This is a genomic window from Cognatishimia sp. MH4019 (assembly GCF_020177595.1).
In the GTDB taxonomy this organism is placed as follows: Bacteria; Pseudomonadota; Alphaproteobacteria; order Rhodobacterales; family Rhodobacteraceae; genus JAHTBL01.
Map to the genome: position 1 here is coordinate 211,411 of NZ_JAHTBL010000003.1, position 14,244 is coordinate 225,654.

The following is a 14,244-nucleotide window of genomic DNA, read 5'->3' on the forward strand; positions in this document are numbered from 1 at the left end:
CCCTAGGATGTTGCTTTCTCAAGCTTTTCAAGCGATCCTATCCAGAGCGTTTCTGCCCGGTCCAGACCGTTCATCACCTCGGCATATTTCTTCTGCCAGACCTCAACCTCGCCGCCTTTTCCGGGCTCGTAGAGGGCCGGATCGGCAAGTTTCTTGGCCAGCTTGTCGCGCCTTTCGTTGAGCTTTTCGACACGCTCTTCATTCTTGCGCACCTCAGATCGCAGCGCCAGAACCTCATCCCGCGAGGCGCGTTTGGGCTTGGGTTTCTCGACTGGTTTCGCGGGCTTGTCGCTTTGCAGCAGCAGCTTGCGGTACGCCTCAAGATCGTCGTTATAGGGTACGACCGCGCCGTCTTTCACCAGCCATAGCCGGTCGGCCACAAGGCTGAGCAAATGCATATCGTGGCTCACTAGAATGACCGCGCCGGTATAGGCGGTCAGCGCCTCGACCAGGGCTTCGCGGCTCTCCATATCCAGATGGTTCGTCGGCTCGTCGAGGATCAGCAGATGGGGGGCATCCAGCGTCGCCAGCAGCAATGAAAGGCGTGCTTTTTGCCCGCCCGAGAGCCGCCCGACAACTGTTTCCGCCTGATCTGCACCAAGGCCGAATCCGGCTAGTTTCGCGCGCAGTTTTGGCGGCATCACATCGGGCAACTCACGGGCCAGATGTTGCAACGGGGTTTCGTCAATATGCAGCTCATCGACCTGATGCTGGGCGAAATAGCCGATCCGCAGCTTGGACGATTTCACAACGCGGCCCGCCAGTGGATCAAGCCGATCCGACAGCAGCTTGGCCAGCGTTGATTTGCCTTGCCCGTTTTTGCCCAGCAGCGCGATCCGGTCGTCTTGGTCAATGCGCAGGTCGAGCTTTTTCAGCACGGTCGTGTCGCCGTAGCCGGCGACGCCGTTCTCGACATTGATAATCGGCGGCGACATTTCCTCGGGCGAGGGGAAGGTGAAGACGCGCTTGGCAATGTCTTCGGGGGCGGTGATCGTCTCCATCTTCTCGAGCATTTTGACGCGGCTTTGCGCCTGCTTGGCCTTTGAGGCTTTGGCTTTGAAGCGCGCGACAAACGCTTCCAGATGCTCGCGGTGGGCGGCTTGTTTCTTGGCGGCGGCGGCCTGCACGGCCCGTTGTTCGGCTCGTTGGCGCGCGAATTGATCGTAGGGGCCTTGCCACAGGGTCAGCTTGCGATTGTCCAGATGCAGGATCGCGCCGACGGCCCGGTTCAGCAGGCCGCGATCGTGCGAGATAATGATGACCGTATGGGGATAGCGGGCGAGATATGTCTCCAGCCAGACGGCCCCTTCGAGATCCAGATAATTGGTCGGCTCGTCCAGTAGCAGCAAATCGGGCTGCGAAAAGAGCACGGCAGCCAAGGCCACGCGCATCCGCCAACCGCCCGAGAAATCGGAGCAGGGCATCTGCTGTTCGGCATCGTCAAAGCCAAGCCCTTTCAGGATCGACGCGGCGCGCCCTTCGGCGGACCAGGCGTCAATATCGGCAAGCCGGGTCTGGATGTCTGCAATGCGCGTCGGATCGGTCGCGGTTTCAGCTTCGGCCAACAGGGTCGCGCGCTCTGTATCGGCCTCGAGCACCGTGTCCAGCAGCGAAGTGCCAGAGGCCGGAACCTCCTGACTGACGCCCCCGATCCGTGCGCGCGACGGCAGCTCTATCGAGCCGCCTTCAAGCACCAGATCGCCACGGATCAGCTTGAACAGCGTCGTTTTGCCAGCCCCGTTTGGCCCCACCAGACCCACCTTGTGGCCGGTCGGGATCGTGGCCGAAGCGCCCTCAAACAAGGGGCGGCCTTCGATGGAATAGCTGATGTCGTGCAGTTTGAGCATGCCGCACCTCCTGCCGCATGCGACGCGCGCCGTCAATCGCAGCTTTTCAAGGGGTGCGCGGCATGTTAGGCGGGCGGCGATTTGAAACGGCGGGCTGTCCGCCCTGACTTATATGAGGCTCAAAATGGCTGTCGAACGCACCCTGTCCATCATCAAACCCGATGCCACCAAGCGCAACCTGACCGGCAAGATCAATGCCAAGTTCGAAGACGCTGGCCTGCGCATCGTCGCACAAAAGCGCATCCACCTGACCATGGCGCAAGCCGGCAAGTTCTATGCTGTTCACGCAGAGCGCCCGTTTTACGGCGAATTGTGCGAGTTTATGGCTTCTGAGCCGGTCGTCGTGCAGGTGCTGGAAGGCGAGGGCGCGATTGCCAAGAATCGCGAAGTCATGGGCGCCACGAACCCTGCCGATGCCGCACCCGGCACGATCCGCGCTGAATTTGCGGAATCGGTTGGTGAGAATTCTGTGCACGGCTCTGACGCGCCTGAGACCGCCGCCGAAGAGATCGCATATTTCTTCTCGGGTCTGGAACTGGTCGGCTAAGGCTTCCGCTCAATCACACCCAACGCATCAAGGGCCGCTTCCAATTCGGAGCGGCCCTTGTCATGCTTGGACGCTTTCAACGCGTCGAATTTGACACGCAGGGCGGCTTTTTCCTTGCCCTTACAGTCGTTCCAGGGACGTCCCTGCAGCCCCATGACCAAGACGTAATAGGCGATGAAGTGGGGGCGGCTGCCGTTTTCCAGCAGCATCGCGTAGGCCGCATCTGCCCCGATTTCATGCAATTGCTCTGCCGATGTCACACCGACCTCTGCAAAAGCGGCTTCCATCGCGGGGCCAAGGTTTCGGATGCTGCTGACAGGGCTCATGGCCGACAGCTTATCCTGATTTCAGAAAAAGAAAACGCGGTCGTAACGGGTCAGGGAGGAGATACCGTCACGCACCGCGCTGAAAAACGAGGCACATCCCCAGGGGAGGTCAAGGGGGCCTCTGACACGTCCGATCCGCACCAAATCAAAAGGGCCGGACGCGATGCCTAGATGCTTGCGTAGTCGGTATAAACCGGTTGCGGCGCTTGCGCTTCTTTCGTCGGAGCGGGGGCCGGTTGCGGCTGCTGTGATTGGGGGTGTGACATCTGCCTGTGTCCCATTGCTTGCGTTACGATCTGCCTTCACTGTCCCCCGTTTTTATTGGGTTTTTCGGAGGTACTCGGAAAGGCTGCAACGCAAACCGGGCCTGAAAAAGGCACAAATGTGGCGCAATTGTGGCATTTGCGTCGATGTGAGGAAATTGGCTCCGGCGGTAGGGATCGAACCTACGACCAATTGATTAACAGTCAACTGCTCTACCGCTGAGCTACGCCGGAACTGAGCGCCCCTATAGCAATGACGATTCCGCGCGTCCAGAGGGTTTCGTGCAAAACGTCACGGTTTTTGCAGCGCGAATGGGACGTCAGCGGATAACGCGCCCTGAGGGGCGGCGATACCGCGCTGTGTCAGGTCAATGAGATGTGCAAGCACGTTGCGCTCAGCCGCTGGCAGAAGGCGTGGGTCGACATCTGTATAGATCGCTTTGGTCAGGATCGCCGTCGTGGCAGGGGTGGGCCGCAAAGCCTCAATGATCTGCGCTTCACGGGTTTTGCGATGGGCGATCAGCCAGTCCAGTCTTGCTTGCGGATCGGTAATCGGATCGCCGTGACCGGCGTAGAACACGCGGGCGGGACGGGCTTTCAGGACTGCGCAAGAGGCCATGAACTGTGTAAGGTCGCCATCGGGGGGCGATACCAGAGAGCTGGCCCAACCCATCACGTGATCACCCGTAAAAACAATGCCCTGCAAGGCAAAGCTCATGTGATTTCCGAAATGGCCGGGCGTGTGGATCGCTTCGATCTGCCAATCCGGGCTCTCTAGAATGGTCCCATCTTGGAGCACCTCGTCAGGAATAAAACCCGGATCGACACCTTCACCGCCACCCATCAGGCCACTTGCCGCCAATTGCTCCATGATCGCGCTGCGGCCGGTGCGGCTGTCGCCCATCGCGTAGACCGGTGCGCCGGTCTGCTTCGCCAAAACCCGCGCCAAGGGGGAATGGTCCAGATGCGCGTGGGTCACCAGAATATGGGTGATTTTCGCGCCCTCCGGCACTGCTGCGAGAATCGCCTCAAGATGCGCGGTATCATTGGGGCCGGGGTCGATCACCGCGATATGGTGACGGCCCAGAAGATACGTATTCGTCCCGGTATATGTCATGGGCGAGGGGTTGTTGGCCCGCACAAGACGCACCCCTGGTTCCAGCTGTTCCATCTTCGCCCTTTCGCGCCCGTATCTGCCCCGATAGACATAGCCTATGTTGTTCTCATGGCTCAAACGCTACATGCCGCGCTCGCTTTACGGGCGGGCGGCGCTGATCCTGCTGGTGCCGATCCTGACGCTCCAGCTTGTGGTGTCGGTGGTCTTCATCCAACGCCATTTCGAGGACGTGACCGAGCAGATGACGCGCAACGTGGCGCTTGAGCTGGAATACCTGCTCGATCAGGTGAACAACGCCCCTAACGCGCGGGGCGCACAGGCGGCACTGGATCAACTCGTCCAGCCGCTTTTCTTCGAGGCGGTCTTCCCCGTGGCAGAGCGCCGTTTTGATTCTCGCGTCTTTTACGACTTCACGGGCCGCGTGGTGATGCGGGTGCTGAATGAGCGGCTGGAGGGAATTACGGCGATTGATCTGGCCAGCGATGACCGGGATGTGCGCGTGCAGATGATGACGGCCCACGGGCCGCTTGAGATCATGTTCGACCGGCGTCGCGTCTCGGCGTCCAATCCGCATCAGCTGTTGGTTCTGATGGTCTTCACCGGGGGGCTGATGACGATTATCGCCTTTGTTTTTCTGCGCAATCAGCTACGGCCCATCAAGCGGCTCGCGCGCGCAGCAGAGGCTTTTGGAAAGGGCCGCATGGTGCCCTACCGGCCTTCGGGCGCAAGCGAAGTGCGCTCGGCCGGCAGTGCGTTTCTGGATATGCGCAACCGGATCGAGAGGCAGATCGAGCAACGCACGATGATGTTGTCCGGGGTCAGTCATGACCTGCGCACCCCGCTGACCCGGCTCAAACTGGGCCTGTCGCTGATGGATGATGCAGAGGCCGCGCCGCTGCGCCGCGATGTCGAGGATATGGAGCGGATGTTGAACGAGTTTCTCGCGTTCGCCCGCGGAGATGCGGCCGAAGAACTGGCCCTCACCGATCCTGTCGCGCTTGCGACCCAAGCGGTGGAAGATGCGCAGCGCATCGGGCATTCTGTCAGCCTGGGCAAGATCGAAGGCGAGGGGCAGCAGCTTTTGCGTCCCATCGCTGTGCGCCGTGCGGTGGACAATCTGATCGGCAACGCGGTGCGTTACGGCAAGACCGCGCGTGTGGGCGTCACGATTACCCCGCGCAGCATTGTGCTTCATGTAGAGGATGATGGGCCGGGTATCCCGCAAGAGCGTCGGGAAGAGGCACTCAAACCCTTCAGCCGATTGGAGCCTGCACGCAATCAGAACAAGGGCACCGGCGTGGGGCTTGGCCTGTCGATTGCGGCAGATGTCGCGCGCGCCCACGGGGGCCTGTTGCGCCTTGGCGAAAGCAAGCAGATGGGCGGGCTGCAGGCGGATCTGGTGCTGGCACGGTAGGGAAATGGTAGGCCCGGCAGGACTTGAACCCGCAACCAAAGCGTTATGAGCGCTCTGCTCTAACCAATTGAGCTACAGGCCCCCAATCGTGCAAAGCTGAGTAGCAGAAGGATGCAGACCGTCAAGGTGGTTTGGCGTCAAGCCGCGTGGACTCGCGCGCGCTTGGGTGCTAGTGGGCCGCCAACAGATGCGAGGACAACCATGAGCACGAAAAAGAACGGCCTGACCTACGCGGATGCGGGTGTGGATATCGACGCAGGGAACGCGCTGATCGACCGGATCAAGCCTGCGGCCAAACGCACGAACCGCAGCGGCGTGATGGCCGGTCTGGGCGGCTTTGGTGGGCTCTTTGATCTGAAAGCGGCAGGGTATGACGACCCGGTTCTGGTGGCAGCCACAGATGGTGTCGGCACCAAGCTACGCATCGCGATTGATACCGGCAATGTCGACACAATCGGTATTGATCTGGTTGCGATGTGCGTCAATGACTTGGTCTGCCAAGGCGCGGAGCCTTTGTTTTTCCTGGATTATTTCGCCACCGGTAAGTTGGAACTGGATCAGGCTGCCCGGATCATCGAGGGCATCGCCGAGGGCTGCGCGCGCTCTGGCTGCGCGCTGATCGGTGGTGAGACGGCGGAAATGCCGGGCATGTATGACGCAGGTGATTTTGATCTGGCGGGCTTCGCTGTGGGCGCCATGCAGCGCGGTACGGCCTTGCCTGCGGGCGTGCGCGAGGGCGACGTTCTGCTGGGCCTCGCCTCTGATGGTGTGCATTCGAACGGCTACTCGCTGGTGCGCAAGATCGTTGAGCTTTCAGGTCTTGGCTGGGATGACGCATCGCCTTTTGCCGACAGCACGCTTGGCAATGCACTTCTCGCACCGACAAGACTGTATGTGACCGCGGCTTTGGCCGCGATCCGGGCAGGTGGCGTGCATGGGCTGGCCCATATCACTGGCGGTGGCCTGACAGAGAACCTGCCGCGCGTCATGCCCGAGGGCTTGGGTGCGGATATCGACCTCAGCGCATGGGCGCTGCCCCCGGTCTTTGGTTGGCTGGGCGAAGTCGGCGGCATCGAGACGCCTGAGATGCTCAAGACCTTCAATGCGGGTATCGGGATGGTGCTGGTCGTGGACGCTGCACAGATCGACGCGGTGCAAAGCGCACTTGTCGCCGAAGGAGAGGCGGTGACCCGTCTTGGCACCGTCACGGCGGGCGACGGCGTGCGCTATTCCGGGACGCTTTCGTGACACGAATCGCGGTGCTGATTTCGGGCGGCGGCTCGAACATGGTGGCGCTGGTGCGCGCGATGCAATCAGGCGGATGGGCCGAGCCGGTGCTGGTTCTCGCCAATGACCCTGACGCGGGCGGCCTGCAGAAAGCGCGCGCAATGGGTGTTCAGACCGCTGTTGTTGATCACAGGGCCTTCAAGGGCGACCGCGGCGCGTTTGAGAAAGCGCTAGGCGATACACTTGCCACCGCCAAGCCCGATATCCTTTGCCTTGCAGGCTTCATGCGTGTTCTCACCGCGGATTTCGTAACCAAGTGGGAAGGCCGGATGTTGAATATCCATCCGTCTTTATTGCCCAAATACAAAGGCTTACATACTCACTTGCGGGCACTTGAAGCAGGCGATTTGCAGCATGGATGCACTGTGCACGAGGTCACGCCGGAACTGGATGACGGTCCCATCTTAGGGCAGGCCATGCTTGATGTGGCCCCTGACGATACACCTGAAACCCTTGCGGCACGGGTTTTGCCGCTGGAACACACGCTCTATCCGCGTGTTCTTGAACGCTTTGTCGCGGGCGAGAAAACCCTGCTAAGTTTACGTAATGTCAACGTCGATTAACGGCCAACTGTCAGAAAAAAGAGACGAATTTTCTTCCCAGATAGCGTCAAATCGGTCATCCTCCCTGAGCGGGGGTCGCCTTTTGAACAACGATAAGACCCAATGAAAACACTGACGAAAACTTCCGAACTGGCCGCGTTTTGCGCCCATGCCGCGCAATTTGACTATGTCACGGTCGACACTGAATTCCTGCGCGAACGTACGTATTACTCCCAGCTTTGTCTGGTCCAACTCGCCGTTCCCGGCGAGGGGGAAGACGACGCGGTGCTGGTCGATCCGCTATCCGATGGCCTGTCACTTGATCCGCTTTACACGCTTTTCAAAGACGAAAGCGTCGTGAAAGTCTTTCACGCCGCGCGGCAGGATCTGGAGATTTTCTACACAGATGGCGGGATCATCCCGACACCGCTTTTTGACACCCAAGTGGCCGCCATGGTCTGCGGGTTCGGGGAGCAGGTGGGCTATGAAACGCTGGTGCGCAAGATCGTCAAACAGCCGCTTGATAAGTCGTCGCGTTTTACCGACTGGTCGCGCCGTCCGTTGTCGGACGCGCAGAAAACCTATGCGCTGGCCGATGTGACCCATTTGCGCGGTATCTACGAGTTTTTGGCTGCCAAGCTGGCCCAGAATAAGCGCATCCAATGGGTGCAGGAAGAAATGCAGGTTCTGACCGCGCCCGGCACCTATGTCGTGAAGCCTGAAGATGCGTGGAAGCGCCTGAAAACCCGGACGAATTCGGGTCGATTCCTTGCAATCGCACGCGAGTTGGCGCGGTTTCGCGAATCTTATGCGCAGCGCAATAATGTGCCGCGCAGCCGGGTCTATAAAGACGACGCGCTGATGGAACTGGCCTCCAACAAACCCAAATCCCTCAAGGATCTGGGCCGGTCGCGTTTGCTGCTGCGCGATGCCCGCAAGGGTGAGATTGCCGAAGGTATTCTGAAGGCGATCGAGGTGGGGCTTAACTGCCCGCCTGAGGAGTGCCCGAAGCCCGACACATCCCGCGAAAAGCTGCAAGTGAACCCGGCTTTGGCAGACTTGCTGCGCGTCCTGCTCAAAGCCAAGGCAGAGACGGCGGGCGTTGCGCAAAAGCTGGTGGCCTCTGCCGCCGATCTCGACGCGATCTCTGCAGGGATGCGCGATTTGCTGGCGCTAAACGGTTGGCGGCACGAGGTCTTTGGCGCAGATGCATTGCGCCTTTGCGAGGGCGAGATTGCCCTGACAGCCAAAGGCCATCACATTAAAATCATTGAGCTTTAAGGCTTAGCGACGGCTCGTAAGTGCGTTGCGCTGTCCGCGCACGGTGATCTGGCGGGCAGGGGCCAAGGTCTGATCCGACAGGAACGTGCCCGCCACAACCTCGCGCGAGGCCTGAGTGCCTTGACGTGTCCGGATCGGTGACGGAAACGCCTTGAACTGCAACACCAGCGCGCCGTTTTCATCCACGCGACCGCGGTTCTCGAGAACGAGATCGGCCTCCCAATGGCCTTGGGTCGGGGGCAGACCCACCGCATGAACAACTGCACCGCCTTGAACACGCTCGATCCGCAGCGATGTGACTTGGTCAATCAGCGGGCGGTTGTCCAACCGCTCGACGATATCACCGGGGGCAAAGCCAACCTCTTCTTGTGAACCGCCAAACCAGTTGAACGGGTTCAGGCGCGACTCGCGCACGGTGCCGCATCCGGCCAAAAGCGTAGCGATCAAAACAGTTGCGATCAGGCGTGAGGACATAACTTAAGCTCCCTTTGCATGATCGGTAGCCCAATCCGCGCGCCCCGACAAGCAAGACTGGACCTTTCGGGGCAGGCAACTTACCTCAAGGTCAAATCAAGGAGCACATAATGGCAACCGAGAGCTTTGAAGAGCTGGCAGAGACATTTGAATTTCTGGACGATTGGGAAGATCGCTACCGCCATGTGATCGACATGGGCCGCGCGATGGACGGTCTGGACGAAGCCCTTCAGGTGCCTGCAACCAAGGTCGATGGCTGCGCGTCGCAGGTCTGGATCATGCCGCAGATTGACGGGCAGGGGCCTGACGCGCGTTTTGACTTCAAAGGCGAAAGCGACGCGATGATCGTGCGCGGTCTGATTGCCGTGCTGCATGCGCTTTATAGCGGTGTGCGCGTGGGCGAGGTTGGCAAAGTGGATGCCGTGGCCGAACTGGGCCGTCTGGGGCTGAACGATCATCTGTCCGCGCAACGCTCCAACGGGGTGCGTGCCATGGTCGAACGTATTCGCACAGTCGCGGCCGAGGCTGCCGCCAGCTAGGATTTCGCGGCCAGTGCCGTCTCCAGATCACCGTAGCCGGTGAAGCGTCGCTCAAAGGCCAGACCAAGCCGGGCGGCGCAGTCTTGCGCCTTTTGGGTCAGGGCCGGATCATCGGTCTGGGCCTGATAGACCAGCGTTTCATAATGGCCGAAATACGTATCCCGCAATTCGGGGTGGCGGTCCAGACCCAAAGGTTTCCACACAAACGCATCGAATTGCCGGACCAGAAAATCTGTCAGGTAGAAGGCGGTGAATTCGTGCTCTGCACGGTCTGCGAACGCATTATTTCCTTCGAAGAAGGAATAGCAATGCGGCCCTTCAATCATGCTGACCCCCAGCCGGTCACAGACGGCCTGCAACTGTCCACCCGTCCCGCAATCCGCATAGACGACAAAGATATCGTCAAATTGCGCGCGGTGTTTGGCAATGGCCTGTTCAACGGCAGGGGCGATCCGCTCAGGATGGTTGTGCAAAATGGCAGGCAGACAGGCCAGCGTCATATGCTGCCAGCCATTGGCTTTGATCAGGGCAACGATCTCATGGGCCAAGGCACCACACGCCAAAAGCAAGACCTTGCCGCGCGTGGTCTCAGCGGCCAATCCATCTTGCGTCAGGCTCTCGTCATCAAGCTGCATCGCGTTTCCAACAGCCGTTTGGCCCGGCACAAGGTCAGGCTTTCACTTTTGCACAAATACTCCCGCCGGAGGCATCCCGGAGTTTATCCAGCCGCCATCTGATTGTGCTTGCGCGCCACAAAGGTCTTCGCCGTCTCAACCGCCACGGCGGCATCCCGACAATAGGCATCCGCGCCGATCGCCTTGCCAAACTCCTCGTTCAGAGGAGCACCACCCACCAGCACGATATAGTCATCGCGCAGGCCCTTCTCGACCATCGTGTCGATCACGACCTTCATGTATGGCATGGTCGTGGTCAGCAGGGCAGACATGCCCAGGATATCCGGTTTTTCGGTTTCCAGCGCTTCAAGATAGGCCTCAACCGCGTTGTTGATGCCCAGATCGACCACTTCAAAACCTGCGCCTTCCATCATCATCGACACGAGATTTTTGCCGATGTCGTGGATGTCGCCTTTTACGGTGCCTATCACCATTTTGCCCACACGCGGTGCGCCCGTTTCGGCCAGAAGCGGCTTGAGGATGAACATCCCGCCTTTCATTGCGTTGGCCGCCAGCAGCACCTCGGGCACAAACAGGATCCCGTCGCGGAAGTCGTTTCCGACGATGGTCATACCGCCCACCAGCGCTTCGGTCAAAACCCGGTAGGGCGCCCAGCCGCGCTCCAGAAGAATGTTGACCCCTTCTTCGATCTCTTCCTTGAGACCGTCGTAAAGGTCGTCAAACATCTGTTGAACAAGCTCTTCGTCGTTCAGTTCAGACAGGATGATATCGTCTTCGTCAGACATCGCGGCGGTCCTTCACAAGGCCAGATCAAAATTCGATCGGCACGTTTCCTATCGGCAACATGCCTTTTTTGTCGCAGCTCAAGTGGTTTAATTGCGACATTGGTTGATTTGCGACCGACCCGAACAGGCTTTGAGCCTTCAGGCCGAACGGCTGCGGCGGCGCGGACGACGCGGCGGGGCAGCGCCTTCTTCTGTGCCGTCCTGAGCCGAGGAGAAGCCACCAAGAGCCGTGGCGATCTGCTCAAGACTAGGGCGGTCGCCTTTCGGGCGTGTCTCAAGGGCTGCGCGCATCTTTTCCAGGTGCTCGGGCGTGGTGCCACAGCAACCGCCGATGATCGTGGCCCCGCAATCGCGGGCCAGGCAGGCGTAATCGGCCATCAGTTCAGGCGTGCCGTCGTAATGAATATGACCGTCATGGTATTTTGGGATGCCGGCATTGCCCTTGGCAATCAGCGGGACCTCCGGGCCTTGGCTCGCAAAGCCCAGCACAGTGCGCAACAAATCGGACGCGCCGACGCCGCAATTGGCGCCGAATGCCAGCGGCGGCGTGTCGAGCTTGCCGACCATTTTCACCATATTGGCTGATGTAACGCCCATCATCGTGCGTCCGGCGGTGTCAAAGCTCATCGTGCCACACCAGGGCATATCGGCCAGCGCAAAAGCCTCTGCCGCGGCGGCGTATTCTTCGGGGGCCGAGATTGTCTCGAGCCACAGCACATCCGCACCGCCCGCTTTCAAACCTTCGGCTTGTTCGTGGAACATCTCGACGGCGATTTCGTGGGTCAGGCTGCCCATCGGGGCCATGATATCGCCTGTCGGGCCAACCGACCCTGCAACCACAACCGGATGGTCTGCGGCGTCGGCCACATCGCGGCCCAGTTCCGCCCCGGCTTTGTTCAACTCATGGACCCGCGATTGCGCATCGTGCAGTTTGAGCCGAGAGGCATTGCCGCCGAACGTATTGGTCAAGAACAGATCAGACCCCGCATCGACCGCCCCTTTGTAAAGCGCGCGGATCTTGTCGGTTTGCTCGACATTCCACAGCTCGGGGGCGTCGCCCGATGACAGCCCCATATTGAAAAGATTCGTTCCTGTCGCCCCATCGGCCAGAAGCCAGTCGCGAGTTTCAAGAAGTTTGCTGAGCGCGTTTGACATGCATAAGTCCATCAATGAAGGCGGTCGCAATGCAGCGCAGCGCCGTTATCTAGGGGCCGTCTCGCACGCGCGTGGATATGAATCAATTTCATAATTCTCATAATCTTCTTGAGCTGGATGCGCGTGTGCTGCCGGTGAGGGCAAGCCGCGCATGGCTTGCGGGTCTTTAATCGCGCGGGCAATCTCAAGAACCGCAAGTGCCGCATGCCATTTGAGACGCGTCGCGAAGTAGCGCGGTTGCCAGTCTGGCGCAAAGCTCGCCTTGAACCGACGCAACCCGTCTGCACCGCTGGCCTTTTGAACCTGATGCCGCACAAAGCGCTCAAGCCCCGTCGCGTCCCCTGTTTCGCAAGGCACAGCCGCCAGTGAAAACTGGCTGACCCCGGCCTGTTCTGCGTCGTGCAGCGCGTGACAGATCAAGGCGTGCATCGTCCCGGTCGGCGCGGCCTCGCTTTGACGCATCAGGTCCAGCACCCAAAGCTGCGGCGCCGCGTGCAGGCTGATAAAGCCAACCAGCGTGTCGCCGCTATAGGCAAGATATACCCTTTGTCCATAAAGATAGGGCAGGTCGAACCGTCCCATCGAAAAGCCGCGCTCGCGGCCCGAGTGGTGTTCCCACGCGTTATGAACGCGGGTCATCGCGTCCTCAGGCAAGCTGCCTAGGGCCAGCTCTGTGCGCAAACCGGCGCTTTGGGCTTTGCGCAGTGCCCGGCGCAGTTGGCGGCGGGACGCGCCGTTAGTGGAGAAGCTCTGCGGTGACAGGATCGCATCATGAGCGATACAGCTGACTGCCCAACCCGAAGCTCGGGCCTTTACGGCAAGGCGGGGCGGTGCTTTGTAAAGGACAGGTAAGCGCACGGTTTCACGGGCGGCGGTCGTCAAAACGGCCAGCGTATCGGTCTCGCGGCCCAAAAGCGGTGTGCCTAATGCTGTCAGCGTATGCGGGGTGTGGCGCAAGCCCCATGTCACGCCGCGTGCCGATAGGATGAGCCCGCTATCTTGCCGCAAAACGGCAGCTTCGGGGTTGCTGTGCGTTGGCACCCCAAGCGCGGCGCCTCGTATGGTGAAGGGTTGAGGCGCCGCGCTGATTTGACGGCCAGCGAAGGCCAGGGGGATCAGGGCAATCACCGCCGGGGCGGCATAGTAGATCAGCCGAAAGGCCAGAATCGCCGCAAGCAATTCGGCCATCAGCTCTGTCGGGAGCAACGCCAGCAATGTCAGCTCGAACGCGCCCAATCCTGCAGGGCTGCCTGAAATCATGCCAACGCCCAACGCGACCAGAAAAGCGGGCAGCAAAAGCGCAAAGCTGACTATCGTGCCGTCCGGTAAAAGCCAATAGAGCGCGGCGGCGGCCAACCCCGTATCCACGGCGACCCACAGCAGAAGCGGGCCGATCACCAACAGGTTCGGCACGCGCATCGCAAAACGTCCGATTTTGTATCCGCGGCTTGCAGCATAGAAGACAGCTGCCAAAGCCAGCAGAAGGGCCATGCCCAAATAGGCCTCATAACGGACAAATCCGGGGCGCAATACCAGCACGGTAACGGCCGTAAAGACAGCCCAGGCCGCCAGAAACGAGCCCGCAACTATTGCCGTCAGCTTGGTTGCGCGCCACAGGCTTAAACCGGGCAACATGCGCCAACGCACCAGCGCGCCACTGAGCATGCCAAACCCGATGGTTTGCGACAAAGCGATAGCCGCCATGCCTGAGCGGCCTGCCGCGCGTGCGGAAATCCCGGTGCCAAGGGCGCGATGGATCACGACGTCATACCGCCCGACGGCAGCCAGACTGCCCAATGTGGCCAGCGCGCCCAGCACCCATTGATACAGGCTGAGATTTGCAACCGCGTCCCAAACCCGAGGCAGATCAACCGCGTCCAATCGGTGGCTGAGCAACCACAGACAGGCGATGGCGGCCACTGGCGGCAGCAACATGCGTGGCGTAAAAATGAGGCGAAGCAGCAGACAGGTTCCTTTTCCGGCTCGCTCTGACTAGCGGGCCGCGATTACCGTCCGATTAACGGTCATGCGA

At 60.2% G+C, this 14,244-nt stretch carries 14 protein-coding genes and 2 tRNA genes; 6 read left to right on the forward strand and 10 right to left on the reverse strand.

Going from position 1 to position 14,244, the window contains the following annotated elements; genetic code table 11:
* Positions 1-2: 2 nt before the first annotated feature.
* Positions 3-1,847: an ABC-F family ATP-binding cassette domain-containing protein gene (locus KUW67_RS07125; protein ID WP_224824608.1), complete on the reverse strand. Its 1,845-nt coding sequence runs from the start codon at positions 1,845-1,847 to the stop codon at positions 3-5.
* A gap of 124 nt (positions 1,848-1,971) precedes the next feature.
* Between KUW67_RS07125 and ndk the strand changes: the two genes are divergently transcribed.
* Complete coding sequence (gene ndk, locus KUW67_RS07130; RefSeq protein ID WP_224824609.1) at positions 1,972-2,394, forward strand: nucleoside-diphosphate kinase; 423 nt, start codon at positions 1,972-1,974, stop codon at positions 2,392-2,394.
* Here the strand turns inward: ndk and KUW67_RS07135 are convergent.
* The 3 genes from KUW67_RS07135 to KUW67_RS07145 all read right to left on the reverse strand — a co-directional run bounded on the left by KUW67_RS07135 (position 2,391) and on the right by KUW67_RS07145 (position 4,154).
* Positions 2,391-2,720: a TfoX/Sxy family DNA transformation protein gene (locus KUW67_RS07135; RefSeq protein WP_224824610.1), complete on the reverse strand. Its 330-nt coding sequence runs from the start codon at positions 2,718-2,720 to the stop codon at positions 2,391-2,393. The two genes, ndk and KUW67_RS07135, sit on opposite strands and share 4 nt — an antisense overlap.
* A 422-nt stretch (positions 2,721-3,142) precedes the next feature.
* Positions 3,143-3,217, reverse strand: a tRNA-Asn gene (locus KUW67_RS07140).
* Positions 3,218-3,275: 58 nt separating this feature from the next.
* A complete protein-coding gene (locus KUW67_RS07145; protein ID WP_224824611.1) occupies positions 3,276-4,154 on the reverse strand; it encodes an MBL fold metallo-hydrolase in 879 nt (292 codons plus the stop codon).
* 43 nt (positions 4,155-4,197) lie between these two features.
* On the opposite strand from KUW67_RS07145, the gene KUW67_RS07150 reads away from it, so the two are divergent.
* On the forward strand, positions 4,198-5,514 hold the full coding sequence (locus KUW67_RS07150; protein WP_224824612.1) for an ATP-binding protein: 1,317 nt from the start codon (positions 4,198-4,200) through the stop codon (positions 5,512-5,514).
* Between the two features lie 5 nt (positions 5,515-5,519).
* Here the strand turns inward: KUW67_RS07150 and KUW67_RS07155 are convergent.
* Positions 5,520-5,596, reverse strand: a tRNA-Ile gene (locus KUW67_RS07155).
* Positions 5,597-5,715: 119 nt separating this feature from the next.
* On the opposite strand from KUW67_RS07155, the gene purM reads away from it, so the two are divergent.
* From purM to rnd, 3 genes are all read left to right on the forward strand, one after another.
* Positions 5,716-6,762 (forward strand): phosphoribosylformylglycinamidine cyclo-ligase, encoded by a 1,047-nt coding sequence (purM, locus tag KUW67_RS07160; protein WP_224824613.1) that lies wholly within the window; start codon positions 5,716-5,718, stop codon positions 6,760-6,762.
* Entirely contained in the window at positions 6,759-7,364 is a 606-nt protein-coding gene (gene purN, locus KUW67_RS07165) for a phosphoribosylglycinamide formyltransferase (protein WP_224824614.1), read from the forward strand. The genes purM and purN overlap by 4 nt, the downstream gene beginning before the upstream one ends.
* Positions 7,365-7,466: 102 nt before the next feature.
* Positions 7,467-8,624 (forward strand): ribonuclease D, encoded by a 1,158-nt coding sequence (rnd, locus tag KUW67_RS07170; RefSeq protein ID WP_224824615.1) that lies wholly within the window; start codon positions 7,467-7,469, stop codon positions 8,622-8,624.
* 3 nt (positions 8,625-8,627) lie between these two features.
* Here rnd and KUW67_RS07175 read toward each other — a convergent pair whose 3' ends face one another.
* Entirely contained in the window at positions 8,628-9,098 is a 471-nt protein-coding gene (locus tag KUW67_RS07175; RefSeq protein ID WP_224824616.1) for a hypothetical protein, read from the reverse strand.
* A gap of 110 nt (positions 9,099-9,208) precedes the next feature.
* Between KUW67_RS07175 and KUW67_RS07180 the strand changes: the two genes are divergently transcribed.
* Positions 9,209-9,637 (forward strand): SufE family protein, encoded by a 429-nt coding sequence (locus KUW67_RS07180; RefSeq protein WP_224824617.1) that lies wholly within the window; start codon positions 9,209-9,211, stop codon positions 9,635-9,637.
* Here KUW67_RS07180 and KUW67_RS07185 read toward each other — a convergent pair.
* From KUW67_RS07185 to KUW67_RS07200, 4 genes are all read right to left on the reverse strand, one after another.
* Positions 9,634-10,272 carry a DUF1638 domain-containing protein gene (locus KUW67_RS07185; RefSeq protein WP_224824618.1) on the reverse strand — a complete coding sequence of 213 codons (639 nt, stop codon included), beginning with the start codon at positions 10,270-10,272 and terminating at the stop codon, positions 9,634-9,636. The genes KUW67_RS07180 and KUW67_RS07185 overlap by 4 nt on opposite strands.
* Before the next feature lie 83 nt (positions 10,273-10,355).
* Positions 10,356-11,057, reverse strand: a complete 702-nt coding sequence (locus KUW67_RS07190; protein ID WP_224824619.1) for a B12-binding domain-containing protein — start codon at positions 11,055-11,057, stop codon at positions 10,356-10,358.
* A gap of 138 nt (positions 11,058-11,195) precedes the next feature.
* The gene (bmt, locus tag KUW67_RS07195) at positions 11,196-12,212 is read right to left on the reverse strand and encodes a betaine--homocysteine S-methyltransferase (protein ID WP_224824620.1); all 1,017 of its coding nucleotides are present in this window, start codon (positions 12,210-12,212) and stop codon (positions 11,196-11,198) included.
* Positions 12,213-12,257: 45 nt separating this feature from the next.
* On the reverse strand, positions 12,258-14,147 hold the full coding sequence (locus KUW67_RS07200; protein WP_224824621.1) for a phosphatidylglycerol lysyltransferase domain-containing protein: 1,890 nt from the start codon (positions 14,145-14,147) through the stop codon (positions 12,258-12,260).
* Positions 14,148-14,244: the final 97 nt, after the last annotated feature.